Source organism: Stenotrophomonas sp. SMYL41 (genome assembly GCF_036319965.1).
Taxonomy (GTDB): Bacteria; Pseudomonadota; Gammaproteobacteria; order Xanthomonadales; family Xanthomonadaceae; genus Stenotrophomonas; species Stenotrophomonas maltophilia_R.
In genome coordinates this window covers 159,952-172,828 of the sequence record NZ_JAWIRX010000008.1, presented here as the reverse complement: position 1 = coordinate 172,828, position 12,877 = coordinate 159,952, and the positions used below count along the sequence as shown (strand labels likewise).

The following is a 12,877-nucleotide window of genomic DNA, read 5'->3' as shown; positions in this document are numbered from 1 at the left end:
ACGAAACGTGAACAAAAGCAGGTGCTTACGTGAGGGGTGCGATCGCCCGTACCGCGCCGTTGTGTTGCGAAGCAGCATAAAAAACCGCCAGACTGCGCAAAGCGGGAGTGGGAAGTGCGTCACCCCTGCTGTCCTGTGGACAACAGGGGACAGCGTATTCAGGCCACGAACGGACGGAACTGGATGCCCAGCCCGGCGATGCCGTCGGTCTCGCCGATCAGGTCGGCGCGCAGCAGCGGACGGGCATCGATGAAGGCCTGCGGCACGATCAGTGACAGGCGGTTGTCGTCGGCGGTCAGTTCCAGCGCCGGCAGCGGGTCGTCCTCATGGGCGCGGTTGAGCAGCACCGCCAGGCGCAGCAGGGCCGCCAGCCGGCGTGCGGTCAGCAGCAGGCGCTCGGGCAGGGCGTCGAATGCGGTCTTGGTCACGCTGCGGCGGTGGCTGCGCACCAGGGCGGCCAGCATCTGCTGCTCCTGGCGCGAGAAGCCGGCGATATCCGAGTGCTCGAGCACGTAGCTGCCATGCACGTGGTAGCCGCTGTGCGCGATCATCAGGCCCAGCTCGTGCAGGCGCGCGGCCCAGCCGAGCATGCGCGCATCGTCGGCATCGAGCCTCCAGCGTTCCTGCACCTGCTCCAGCAGCGACAGCGCGGTGTCCTGCACGCGGTCGGCCTGCACCGTATCGATGCCATAGCGCTGGCTGAGTGCGGCCACCGATTCATCACGCAGGTCGTTCTCGCCGGCGCGGCCGACGATGTCATACAGGATGCCTTCGCGCATCGCCGCCTTGCTGACCAGCAGCTTCTGCAGGCCCAGCGCCTGGAAGGCGGCCTCCAGCACCAGGATGCCGCCGGCGATGATCGGCCGGCGGTCGCTGGACAGCCCCGGCAACTGGATGTCGTCGATCTTCTTGGCCTTCAGCAATTCATCTCGCAGCTGGGGCAGCGCCTCGGCGGTGATTGCGCCCTTGCTCAGCTTCATCGTTGCGCAGATCTCGCTGATCGCCTTGTGCGTACCTGAAGACCCGAGTGCTTCCTGCCAGCCCAGCGCGCGGTACTTGCTGGCGAACGGCTGGAACTCGCGGCCGATCTCGGCCAGCGCGTCCTTCCAGCGCTTCTTGCTCAACTTGCCGCCGGGGAAGAAGCGTCGGGTGCTGGCGATGCAACCGGCCTGCAGGCTTTCGCGCTCCAGGGTCTGCATGCCCATGCCGATGATGAACTCGGTCGAACCACCGCCGATGTCGATCACCAGCCGGCGCTGGCCGGGTTTGGGTGGTTGCGCGTGGGCCACGCCAAGGTAGATCAGGCGAGCCTCTTCGCGGCCGCTGACCACTTCGATGGCATGCCCCAGTGCGGTTTCGGCGGGGACCAGGAACGACTGCGGCGAGCGCAGCTGGCGCACGGTGTTGGTGGCCAGTGCGCGTACCCGGTGCGGCGGCACATTGCGGATGCGCTGGCCAAAGCGGGCCAGGCATTCCAGCGCGCGCTGCCGGGCAGCGGATGAGAGTCCACCCTTGCCATCCAGGCCGTCGGCCATGCGCACGGTTTCGCGCAGGCGGTCGATCACCCGCAGCTGGCCGAGCGTGTAGCGCGCGATGACCATGTGGAAACTGTTGGAGCCAAGGTCGATGGCGGCCAGCAGGTCGCCATCCTGCAATGCGGGCGGAGTCGTGGTGGTATGCGGCATGGACGAATGTTAGCCGAAGGGGCGGTGTGCTCGTCACCGCGCGGCCTTCACATTTTGGAAGAGGGGAGTGCGGCAGGGCAGCGCCCTGCACGTGCCGAACCGGCGGCAACAGCAACAGCAACAGCGGGCTATCCGTGGGATGGCGGGGTGGGTCCGGTTGAGGGGGACGGCGCAAGTACGTCCATGTAAGCTCGGTCGCGCTTGCTCGTGTGCGCTGTCCTGCGCACACGGCAAGACCGGGGCTGGGCATCCTGCCCAACCCGTCCGAGCATGCCTCGGGCCCATGCCGCTCACGCCCCCTCAACCGGACCCACCCCGCCTTCGACAGAATTCCGCGATCTGATGGTGGGTGCCGACCGTTGGTCGGCACTGATCCAATCCCGACCAAAATCGGTGCCTACCGCTCTTGGCAGGTGTCGACCTTGGTCGACACACCGGGCTACAGCCCCTGCATCAATGCCATCTGTGCCGAATGCGGTGCCTCGTCGTGGGCCGGCGCGCGCTTGTGGTAGACGCCGTCGGCGTCCAGTTCCCAGGCGTTGAGGTTGTCGTCCAGGTAGTTCTGCAGGACTTCGCGGTATACCCGCTTGGCCAGTTCCGGGTCGAGGATCGGGAAGCAGGTCTCGACCCGGCGCAGCAGGTTGCGTTCCAGCCAGTCGGCGCTGGCGCAGTACATTTCCGGTGCGCCGTCGTTGCCGAACCAGTAGACGCGGCTGTGCTCCAGGAAGCGGCCGACGATCGAGCGCACGCGGATGTTGTCCGAGATGCCCGGCACGCCGGGTCGCAGCGTGCAGGCGCCGCGAATGATCAGGTCGATCTGTACGCCGGCCTGCGAGGCGGCGTACAGCGCGCGCACCACCTGCGGTTCGTTCAATGCGTTCATCTTGGCGATGATCCGCGCCGGGCGACCGGCGGCGGCAATGCGCGTCTCGCGTTCGATGCGGCCGAGGATGCCGGTGTGCAGGGTGAAGGGCGACTGCAGCAGGCGCTTGAGCTTCATCTTCGAGGCCAGCCCGGACAGCTGCTGGAACAGCAGGTGCACGTCATTGCCGATGTCCGCATCGGCGGTGATCAGGCTGATGTCGGTGTACGCGCGGGCGGTGCCGCTGTGGTAGTTGCCGGTACCCAGGTGCACGTAGCGGCGCAGCTTGCGGCCCTCGCGGCGCACGATCAGCAGCATCTTGGCGTGGGTCTTGTAGCCGACCACGCCATACACCACCTGCACGCCGGCTTCCTGCAGGCGATCGGCCAGGCCGAGGTTGGCCTCTTCGTCGAAGCGCGCGCGCAGTTCCACCACCACCGTCACATCCTTGCCGTTGCGCGCGGCCTGGATCAGGGCGTCGACGATCAGCGAATCCTTGCCGGTGCGGTACAGGGTCTGCTTGATCGCCAGCACGTTGGGATCGACCGACGCCTGCCGGATCAGTTCCAGCACTGCGGTGAAGGCATCGAACGGGTGATGCAGCAGCAGGTCGTGGCGCGCGGTGGTCTCGAAGATGCCGTCGCTGTCGCGCAGGGTACGCGGGGTCATCGGCGGGTACTTCAGGTCCGGCTGTGCGATCAGGTCGTAGAGCTGGATGATGCGGTTGAGGTTGACCGGTCCATCGATGCGGTACACCGCGTTCTCGGTCAGGCCGAAATTCTGCAGCAGGGTGCGCACGATCTCGCGCGGCATGTCCTGCGCGATTTCCAGGCGCACCGCCGGTCGGTAACCACGGTCGACCAGCTCGTCGCGCAGCGCCAGTGCCAGGTTCTCCACCTCCTCCTCGTCCACTACCAGCTCGGAGTTGCGGGTGACGCGGAACTGGTAGGCGCCCTGGACTTCCAGGCCCGGGAACAGCTCATCGACGAAGGTGGACAGCACCGAGGACAGGAACACGAAGTTCTGCGGGCCGCCGAGCTTCTCCGGCAACTGGATGATGCGTGGCAGCGAGCGCGGCGCACGCACGATGGCCAGGTGGCCGGCGCGGCCGAACGCATCGGTGCCCTTCAGCACCACCACGATGTTCAGCGACTTGTTGAGGATCTTCGGGAACGGATGCACCGGGTCCAGGCCCAGCGGCGACAGCACCGGCATGATCTCGTTGCGGAAGTAGGCGCGCAGCCAGCGCTTCTGGCGGTCGGTCCAGGAATGGCGGCCGAGCACGCCGATGCCTGCGTCCATCAGTGCCGGGCGCAGGGTCTCGTTCCAGCAGCGGTACTGCTGGTCCACCAGTTCGGCGGCGCGGTCATGGATGGCATTGAGGATCGCCTGCGGACTCATGCCGTCGGGTGCCGGCGGCAGGCCGAATTCCTGTGCGTGGCGCACGGCCGCTGCGCGGATCTCGAAGAACTCGTCGAGATTGGTGCAGGAGATGCACATGAAGCGCAGGCGCTCCAGCAGCGGCACCTGCGGGTCCATCGCCTGCGCCAGCACGCGGAAATTGAAATCCAGCTGCGACAGCTCGCGGTTGATGTACAGCGCCGGGTCGCGCAACGGATCGTTGTCCGGGCTCACGGGGAGGGGGAGGGATCCGAGGCTGCTCATGGCGTCATTCTTCGATGGAGGTCAGGGGGGCGGACTCGCGCGGGCGCACGTGGTCGGCATCGAAATGGCAGGAGAACACCGAACCCTTGCCGACCTCGCTTTCAATCTCCAGCCGTGCGTGGTGCAGGCCGAGGATGTGCTTGACGATGGACAGGCCCAGCCCGGTGCCGCCGCTCTCGCGTGAGCGGCTGCTGGAAACGCGGTAGAAACGTTCGGTCAGGCGCGGCAGGTGGGTAGCCGGGATGCCGTAGCCGGAATCGCGCACCGCCAGCACCGCGCCGTCGCCCTCGCGGCGGAACTCCACCGCGATGCGGCCCCCGGCCGGGGTATAGCGCACAGCGTTGGTGACCAGGTTGGAGAAGGCGCTGTGCAGTTCCTTGGTCGAACCCTGCAGGTCGACACCGGCGAGGTCGTCGATGCTGATCTGGTGGCGGCCCTGGCTGTGCGCCTCGGCCTCGCGGCGCAGCGTCGCCAGCATCGGCTGCATGGCCACGGTCTCTTCCTCGCTGTGTTCCTGCGATTCGAGGCGCGACAGGGTCAGCAGGTCTTCCACCAGCTGGGCCATGCGCTGGCTCTGCTTGCGCATTTCTTCCAGCATCGGTCCGGTTCCCGGGAAATCCTCCGGGTCCATCATGTCCAGGTAGCCGTGGACCACGGTGAGCGGGGTGCGCAGTTCGTGTGAAACGTTGGCCACGAAGTCACGGCGCACCTGTTCCAGGCGCAGGAGCTTGCTGACGTCGCGGGCGATCAGCAGCCAGTAATCCGACGAATAAGGAATCAGGCGCAGGTTCAGGCGGATCGCCGGATCGACCGGCGAGGGCACGTCCAGGATCGGTTCGGCATTGCGGCCACCGGCCAGCCAGTGGGCCAGCGGCATCGGCTGCAGGCGTTCGACCAGGGCCTCGCCAAGGTCGCCGGGATGGTGCAGGCCGAGCAGGGCGGTGGCCGCTTCGTTGAACCACTGCACGCGCTGGCTGTTGCGGTCCAGCACCACCACCGCATCGGGCAGCGCGGCGGCGGCGGCGCGGTAGCTGCGCAGCATGTCCAGCAGGCGGCGCTTGCGCACGCGCATTTCCACCTGGTTGCGATACAGCAGGCGGTCCAGTTCGTTCCAGACGCCGGTGCCTTCCTCGGCGGTGTCCCAGCGCTGGCGTGCGGTCAGGCGGCGCAGCACGCTGCGCAGGCGCCAGTAATGCCAGGCCAGGGTGGCCAGCGCGCCCAGTGCGATGCACAACCACAGATGGCCCGTGAACCACCCCACCAGTCCGGAGAACAGCAGTACCGCGGCAACGGTGGCCAGGGTCTTCAACCAGGCAGAGCGGATGTGGCGGGGCATTGCGGTCTCGTCGTTGAGGTGCGGCGGTTCACTGGGGTGAACCGAGGGTTATAGCAGAGTTGCCGGCACCGGCACCCGCAGGTGCGCGGCGCCGGCACGACGAGACTCAGGTGGCCGTGGAGAAGCGGTAGCCGGCGCCGCGCACGGTCTGCACCATGTTCTCGGCGTTGAACGGTTCCAGCGTCTTGCGCAGGCGGCGGATGTGCACGTCGATGGTGCGCTCCTCCACGTACACGCTGCCGCCCCACACATGGTCCAGCAGCTGGGCGCGGGTATAGACGCGCTCCGGGTGGGTCATGAAGAAGTGCAGCAGGCGGTATTCGGTCGGGCCGATCGGCACCGGCTGGTCGTTGGCGAACACGCGGTGGGCAGCGCCGTCGATGCGGATCGGGCCGACTGCCACGCTGCCATCCTCGTCATCCTCGCGGGCACGGCGCATGACTGCACGGATGCGGGCCAGCAGTTCGCGCGCCGAGAACGGCTTGACCACATAGTCGTCGACGCCTGCTTCAAGGCCTCCAACACGGTCGTTCTCTTCGCCACGGGCGGTCAGCATGATGATCGGCACTTCGCGGGTCAGCGTTTCCTTGCGCCAGCGGCGGGCCAGGTCCAGGCCGCTGGTGCCGGGCAGCATCCAGTCCAGCAGGATCAGGTCCGGAACGCGGTCGGCGATCGCGGTCTGGGCCTCCCGGGCATCGCCGGCGTGGACCGGTTCGTAATCACCCTTGCGAAGGGCGAAGGCGACCATTTCACGGATCGCGGGCTCGTCATCGACGATCAGGATGCGTTTCTGCACGAGGACACCGTAGGGCTCGGTTACTGGAGTGGTGCCAGTAGACTACGGTTTGATGACATGTTTGTGACTACCCGGCCGGAACCGGCCTGGATTGCCATCGGCCGGTCATGCAGCGCTCAGCGGCGGTCCAGGTCCGGGTCCTGCACGCCCTGGCGGCGCAGCTCCAGCACGGTCGGGGTGATCGATTCGATGCGGGCGTCGACCCGCGCCCGGCCGATGTAATCCAGCGCCGGGTTGCGCTTGAGCGCCTGCAGCTGCATCAGCGCCTGTTCCGGCCGCCCACTGAGGAAGGCCGCCTCGGCATAGGCCTCGCTCGCACGCACGCTGTCGCCGGCCAGCTCGCTGGCGCGGGCAAAGCGCTGCTGGAAGACCGGATCGTTACCGCTTTGCGACAACAGCGGGCGCAGCATTGCCTGCGCGCGCTGGCCGGCCTCGCGGTTGCCCTGTTCGTTCAGGATCTCGGCGTAGGTCAGTGCCACCGGGCGGCTGTTGGGGTGTTCACGCAGCAGCTGCTCGAAGCGGCTGTTGGCCTGGGCGGCCTGGCCCGCCCGCGACTCCGCTTCGCCCAGGCCCAGCGCCAGCCACAGGTTGCCAGGATGGGTCTGCAGCAGGCTGGCCAGGGTCTGCCGGGCCTGGCCGGCACCGGCACGACCACCGCGCATCACCGCCAGTGCCTGGCCATAGCGCTGTGCGTCGTTCAGACCGTCCTTCTGCCGCTTGGCCAGGTCGGCATACTCGCGTTCCAGCTCGGGGGTGGAATCCGCGCTGAGCACGCGCAGGCGCTCACGCGCCCAGTCGAAGTCGCCGCTGGCGCCACGGTTGAGCTGGCCGATCGGCAGGCGCAGCACATTGCTGGGCAGCAGCGGATTGTTGCCGCGCAGCAGCGGCTCGCCCAGGCTTGGATCGGCCGGGTCCACCCGCTCCTTGCGCTCACCAGTGGGGGTGCTGGTGGTCAGCAGCACCGTATCCTTCTTCATCTGCTCGGCGCGGGCCTTGGCCTCGCTGATGCGGGTGATGTTGACCGGGTGGGTGCGCAGGAACTCCGGCACGCTGTAGCCGCCCTCGTTGCCACGCATCGCCGCCGACATCCGTTCGAAGAAGCCGGCCATGGCATCCACGTCGTAGCCGCTGCGCGACAAGGTGCGGATGCCGAGGCGGTCGGCCTCGGACTCGTTGGAGCGGGTGTAGTTGATCTGCCGCTGCTGCATCAGGCCCATGCCGGAGCTGATCGCAGCCATCGTCGCGTTGCCGGACGACGTGCTGTTGCTGGCCTGGGCGGCAACCACCGCCGCGAGCATGCCCAGCAGGATCGGGATCTGGTCACGCTGGGCGCGCTCGACACCGCGCAGCACATGCTGCTGGGTGACGTGGGCGATTTCGTGGGACAACACTGCAGCGACCTCATCCTCGCGCTCGGCGGTCAGCACCAGGCCCGCATTGACCCCGATGTAGCCGCCCAGCGTGGCGAAGGCGTTGATCTGGCGGTCGTTCATCACGAAGAAGGTGTACGTCTGCCGTGGCTGGTCACTGTTGGAGCCGAGCCGGGTGCCCATGGTCTGCAGCCAGTCATTGACCAGCGGATCCTCCAGCAGGTAGCCGTAGTTGCGCAGCTCGCGCAGCATCATCGCGCCGTACTCGGCCTGCCGGGCCGGGGTCAGCAGCTCACCGGCCGAGGAGCCGATGTCGGGCAGCTTCTCCTGGGCCCGGGCCAGCGGCATGGCCAGGGCAAGGGTGACGGCGGTAGTCAGCAGCAGGGCTCGCAAGCAGAAGGTCCTCGGGCGGGGCGCGCCAAGCGTGGCAGGGCAGGGGGCAACCATTCGTTAATCCACAGTGTTGCGGCCGTGGCGTGGAAATTCCAGCGCACCGGTACCATATGTAGACCGTCGATCCATCGTGGAGTTTCCCGTGACAGCCCAGACCGCCGGCGGTGCCCCCGCCATCACCATCTATTCCACCGCCGTCTGCCCGTACTGCGTGGCCGCCAAGAACTTCCTGAAGAGCAAGGGCCAGCAGTGGACCGAGGTCCGCATCGACCTGGACCCGGCCGAGCGCGAGAAGATGATGGCGCTGACCCGCCGCACCAGCGTGCCGCAGATCTTCGTCGGCGACGTCCATGTCGGCGGCTACGACGACATGATGGCCCTGCACCGTGAAGGCAAGCTCGAGCCGCTGCTGGCCGGGCAGGGCCAGGCATGAGCACGGCCGACGACGGCAGCAAGGACCGCATCGCCGAGTTCACCGAGTTCCGCAAGCGCATGAACGAGCGCATCCTGGGCGAACCGAACCAGGTGGTTCGCCGCTTCTTCGCGCTGGATACGCAGACCTACCAGGCCGGCGCGCTGGACGTGAAGACCAAGGAACTGCTGGGGCTGGTGGCCTCCATGGTGCTGCGCTGCGACGACTGCATCAGCTACCACGTGGCCCAGTGCAAGGACGCCGGGGTGACCCGCGAGGAGTTCTTCGAGACCTTCTCGGTCGGCCTGGTGGTCGGCGGTTCCATCGTGATCCCGCACCTGCGCCGCGCGGTCGACTTCCTCGACCAGCTCGAAGGCGGCGCCGCCGCCCCGGAAGCGCACGCGCATTGAGGTAGCGCCGGGCCCGTTCCCGCGATCCAACAGCCCAGGGAGCCCCCTTGTTGTTCAAGGGGGCGCGCCGACAGGAGCGGGGATAAGGTGGGATGCGCGGGCAATTCTGCCTTACCCGGCTCGGACTAATTGCCTATTTGGGGTCTCCGAGCCGGGTAAGGCATAATTGCCGGTGAAACTTCCTTTGCGCCGGCGTTTCCGGGCACGTCCGGACGGCGTTTTTCCCCCTGTTCGGAACATCGATCAATGACGCAGAAAATTACGGTCATCCGCGGCGACGGCATTGGCCCGGAAATCATGGACGCCACCCTGTTCGTGCTCGACCAGCTCAAGACTGGCCTGGAGTACGAAGACGCCGACGCCGGCCTGGTGGCCCTGGAAAAGCACGGCGACCTGATGCCGGCGGTGACCCTGGAATCGATCGCGCGCAACAAGGTCGCGCTGAAGAGCCCGCTGACCACCCCGGTCGGTGGTGGCTTCACCTCGATCAACGTCAGCCTGCGCCGTCACTTCGACCTGTACGCCAACGTGCGTCCGGCCCACACCTTCCCGAACACCAAGTCGCGTTTCGACAACGTCGACCTGATCACCGTTCGTGAGAACACCGAAGGTGCCTACCTGGCCGAAGGCCAGGAAGTATCGGCCGACGGCGAAACCGCCTTCTCCGGCACCCGCATCACCCGCAAGGGCTCCGAGCGCATCGTGCGCTACGCCTTCGAGCTGGCCAGGAGCACCGGCCGCAAGAAGGTCACCGCCGTGCACAAGGCCAACATCATCAAGTCGACCTCGGGCCTGTTCCTGAACGTCGCCCGTGAAGTCGCCGCGCAGTACCCGGAAATCGAGTTCCAGGAAATGATCGTCGACAACTGCTGCATGCAGCTGGTGATGCGTCCGGAACAGTTCGACGTGATCGTCACCACCAACCTGTTCGGCGACATCATCTCCGACCTGTGCGCCGGTCTGGTCGGCGGCCTGGGCCTGGCCCCGGGCGCCAACATCGGCAAGGACGCAGCGATTTTCGAAGCCGTGCACGGCACCGCGCCGGACATCGCCGGCCAGGGCAAGGCCAATCCGTGCGCGCTGCTGCTGGCAGCCGCGCAGATGCTGGACCATGTCGGCCAGCCGGAAAACGCCGAGCGCCTGCACAAGGCCATCGTCGCCACCATGGAAGCCAAGGACTCGCTGACCGGCGATCTGGGCGGCACCGGCACCACCATGAGCTTTGCCCAGGCCATCGCCAGCCGCCTGTAAGCGGCCGGCCGACCTCGGTTGGATCCACAGCGGGGCGCCTTCGGGCGCCCCGTTGCGTTTTCCCGCTCTTGCAGCGTCGAGCATGGCTCGCCTCGACACCGCCGGTCTGTGCATAATTCGCACAGATCATGTGCTGATATACGGCTGGTTCGTGCGCCATTCGCTCCGCATCCTGTGCCCACTTCCCAACGCACAGGAGCCTGAACATGAACCTCACCGCCTTTGGCCTGGCCAGCCTGATCGGCATGGCCACCGTTACCCCCGTCAGCGCTGTCGAACCGGCCCATCCGACCATCCGCCACATGGCCGGCGCGCCGGTGGCGACCTCGCTGGATGCGGCGAAGACCGCCGTGCTGGTGATCGACTTCCAGAATGAGTATTTCGATGCCAAGGCCGCACCAGGCTTTGCCGGTGGCCGCATGGTCATCCCCGATGGCGTGGCCGCGCTGCGCCAGGCCAAGCGGGTGGTCGAATTTGCCGACGCCCATGGCATCCGCGTGATCCATGTGCAGCACGTGTTGCCGGCCGGCGCGCCGCTGTTCGCGCAGGGCAGCATCAATGCCGCGTTCCATCGAGACCTGCAGCCACGCCAGGGCGAGACCGTGGTGCAGAAGGACAATGTCAGCGTGTTCGCCGGTGCGTCCGCCGCAGTACTCGACCAGGTGCTGAAGAACGCCGGCATCGACACCCTGATCGTCACCGGCCTGCAGACCCATGCCTGCGTGGCGGGTGCCGCGCGCGACGCGGCAGCGGCGCCGCGCGGCTACCGGGTGATCGTTTCGTCCGATGCGAGCGCCAGCCGCGACCTGGATCTGGCCGGCGGCCAGCGCATCGGCCATCGTGCGCTGCATGAGGCCTCTCTGGCCCAGATCGAGGACACCTTCGGTGATGTCATGAGTACTGACGCAATCCTGGCGCTGCCGGTGCGCCAGGCCGGCGACGGCGCTTGATAAGCTGGCGGGGTCCGCATGCCGCGGGCCCCGCCACGTGGAGCTGCCCGCCGATGGATCACTTCGCCGCCCTGCGTGCGCTGCGCGCCATCGTCGACGCCGGCAGCTTTACTGCGGCCGCCGAACGCCTGGGGACCACCCACTCGGCGATGTCGCGGCAACTGCGGCAGTTGGAAGAACACCTGCAGGTGCGCCTGCTCGATCGCAACAGCCGTCGGCTGTCGTTGACCGAGGCCGGGCGCGATTACTACCGTGAGGCGGCGACGCTGCTGGATCGCCTGCAGGAAGCCGACGACCGTGCCCGTGCCGGGCAGGCGCAGCCCAGTGGCAGCGTGCGGATCAGCGTGCCGCAGGTGGTGGCCAGCCAGGAGCTGCCGCACTGGCTGCCGTCGTTCCTGCAGCGTTACCCGCAGGTCACGCTGGACCTGTCGGCAGATGATCAGCTGGTCGATGTAGTGGGCGGTGGTTTCGACCTGGCCCTGCGCATTGCGGCTTCATTGCCGGACAGCCAGCTGGTCGCGCGCGAACTGGCCAGCTGCCCGCGCATCCTGGTCGCCGCACCAGCCTACCTGGCGCGCCACGGCCTGCCGCGGCAGGCAGCGGACCTGGCACAGTACACGCTGCTGGGTTTCAGTCCCACGCCGTCAATGCCGCCCTGGCAGTTGCAGGGGCCGCGCGGCGCAACCGCGAGCGTCGAAGCCGGGCAGCGCCTGCGCGTGGATGCCACGCCCGCACTGTACGCCGCCGCGCTGGCCGGCATGGGCATCAGCCTGTTCACCGCGCTGACCGTGCAGGAGGATCTGCGCGCCGGCCGTTTGATCCGCGTGCTGCCGGCCTGGCATGCCGGCCAACGACGCTACTTCGCGCTGTATCCGCATGCACGCGCGCTGGCGCCCAAGGTACGTGCGCTGGTCGAGCATCTCGCGGCGCACTACGCTGCACAGGTGAGCGCGGCAGGGTAGCCGCGCGGCTGCAACCGAGGTGGTGATGGAGTCGGTGTATCTGCTGGTCGCGCTCGGGGCGATCGTCGCCGGATTCGTGCAGGGCCTGTCCGGTTTCGCTTTCGGCATGGTGGCGATGTCGTTCTGGGCATGGGGGCTGGAGCCGCGACTGGCCGCCACGCTGTCGGTGTTCGGCGCGCTGGTGGGTCAGCTGGTGGCAGTGTTCACCGTGCGGCGTGGATTCAATCTGCGCCTGCTGCTGCCGTTCGTGCTGGGTGGGCTGGCGGGCATTCCGCTGGGCGTGATGGTGTTGCCGCAGCTGGACATGGACTGGTTCAAGGCGCTGCTGGGCGGCTTCCTTGCGCTGTGGTGCCCGGTGATGCTGATGGCGCGCTCGTTGCCGCCGATCCGCGTGGGTGGTCGTATCGGTGACGCGATCGCCGGCATGGCCGGTGGCGTTCTCAGTGGCATCGGCGGTTTCGCCGGACCGGTGCCGACGCTGTGGAGCACGCTGCGTGGCTTCGGCAAGGACGAGCAGCGCGCGGTCATCCAGAACTTCAATCTGGCGATGCTGGCAGTGACCATGGCCACCTATGTCGGCAGCGGACTGGTGAGCCGGCAGATGCTGCCGTACTTCGCCATCGTGGCACCGGCCATGCTGGTGCCGACCCTGTTGGGGGCGCGTGTCTACATCGGCATCAGCGAGCTGCGGTTCCGGCAGGTCGTGCTGAGCCTGTTGACCGCCTCGGGCATCGCATTGCTGGCGTCGTCGCTGCCGTTGCTGCTGGCGCGCCCGTAACCGGTTG

At 67.4% G+C, this 12,877-nt stretch carries 11 protein-coding genes; 6 read left to right on the top strand and 5 right to left on the bottom strand.

Annotated elements, in window-relative coordinates; translation table 11 throughout:
• Positions 1 to 158: 158 nt before the first annotated feature.
• The 5 genes from ppx to V3B30_RS11740 all read right to left on the bottom strand — a co-directional run bounded on the left by ppx (position 159) and on the right by V3B30_RS11740 (position 8,161).
• On the bottom strand, positions 159 to 1,685 hold the full coding sequence (ppx, locus tag V3B30_RS11760) for an exopolyphosphatase (RefSeq protein WP_100471425.1): 1,527 nt from the start codon (positions 1,683 to 1,685) through the stop codon (positions 159 to 161).
• 439 nt (positions 1,686 to 2,124) lie between these two features.
• The gene (gene ppk1 / locus V3B30_RS11755; protein ID WP_100471426.1) at positions 2,125 to 4,212 is read right to left on the bottom strand and encodes a polyphosphate kinase 1; all 2,088 of its coding nucleotides are present in this window, start codon (positions 4,210 to 4,212) and stop codon (positions 2,125 to 2,127) included.
• Positions 4,213 to 4,216: 4 nt separating this feature from the next.
• The gene (gene phoR, locus V3B30_RS11750; protein WP_087921666.1) at positions 4,217 to 5,548 is read right to left on the bottom strand and encodes a phosphate regulon sensor histidine kinase PhoR; all 1,332 of its coding nucleotides are present in this window, start codon (positions 5,546 to 5,548) and stop codon (positions 4,217 to 4,219) included.
• A 106-nt stretch (positions 5,549 to 5,654) separates the two neighbouring features.
• A complete protein-coding gene (phoB, locus tag V3B30_RS11745) occupies positions 5,655 to 6,344 on the bottom strand; it encodes a phosphate regulon transcriptional regulator PhoB (protein ID WP_005408258.1) in 690 nt (229 codons plus the stop codon).
• A gap of 116 nt (positions 6,345 to 6,460) precedes the next feature.
• Positions 6,461 to 8,161: a M48 family metalloprotease gene (locus tag V3B30_RS11740; RefSeq protein ID WP_262083161.1), complete on the bottom strand. Its 1,701-nt coding sequence runs from the start codon at positions 8,159 to 8,161 to the stop codon at positions 6,461 to 6,463.
• 88 nt (positions 8,162 to 8,249) lie between these two features.
• Here V3B30_RS11740 and grxC point away from each other — a divergent pair, with 88 nt between their 5' ends.
• The 6 genes from grxC to V3B30_RS11710 all read left to right on the top strand — a co-directional run bounded on the left by grxC (position 8,250) and on the right by V3B30_RS11710 (position 12,870).
• A complete protein-coding gene (grxC, locus tag V3B30_RS11735; protein WP_004154541.1) occupies positions 8,250 to 8,540 on the top strand; it encodes a glutaredoxin 3 in 291 nt (96 codons plus the stop codon).
• Positions 8,537 to 8,929, top strand: a complete 393-nt coding sequence (locus tag V3B30_RS11730; RefSeq protein ID WP_100471428.1) for a carboxymuconolactone decarboxylase family protein — start codon at positions 8,537 to 8,539, stop codon at positions 8,927 to 8,929. The genes grxC and V3B30_RS11730 overlap by 4 nt, the downstream gene beginning before the upstream one ends.
• A 246-nt stretch (positions 8,930 to 9,175) precedes the next feature.
• Positions 9,176 to 10,180, top strand: coding sequence for an isocitrate dehydrogenase (locus tag V3B30_RS11725; RefSeq protein WP_262083162.1), 1,005 nt, complete (start codon positions 9,176 to 9,178; stop codon positions 10,178 to 10,180).
• 206 nt (positions 10,181 to 10,386) lie between these two features.
• Entirely contained in the window at positions 10,387 to 11,130 is a 744-nt protein-coding gene (locus V3B30_RS11720) for a cysteine hydrolase (RefSeq protein ID WP_100471430.1), read from the top strand.
• Between the two features lie 53 nt (positions 11,131 to 11,183).
• On the top strand, positions 11,184 to 12,092 hold the full coding sequence (locus V3B30_RS11715) for a LysR family transcriptional regulator (RefSeq protein WP_262083163.1): 909 nt from the start codon (positions 11,184 to 11,186) through the stop codon (positions 12,090 to 12,092).
• A 25-nt stretch (positions 12,093 to 12,117) separates the two neighbouring features.
• Positions 12,118 to 12,870 carry a sulfite exporter TauE/SafE family protein gene (locus V3B30_RS11710; RefSeq protein ID WP_262083164.1) on the top strand — a complete coding sequence of 251 codons (753 nt, stop codon included), beginning with the start codon at positions 12,118 to 12,120 and terminating at the stop codon, positions 12,868 to 12,870.
• Positions 12,871 to 12,877 lie beyond the last annotated feature (7 nt).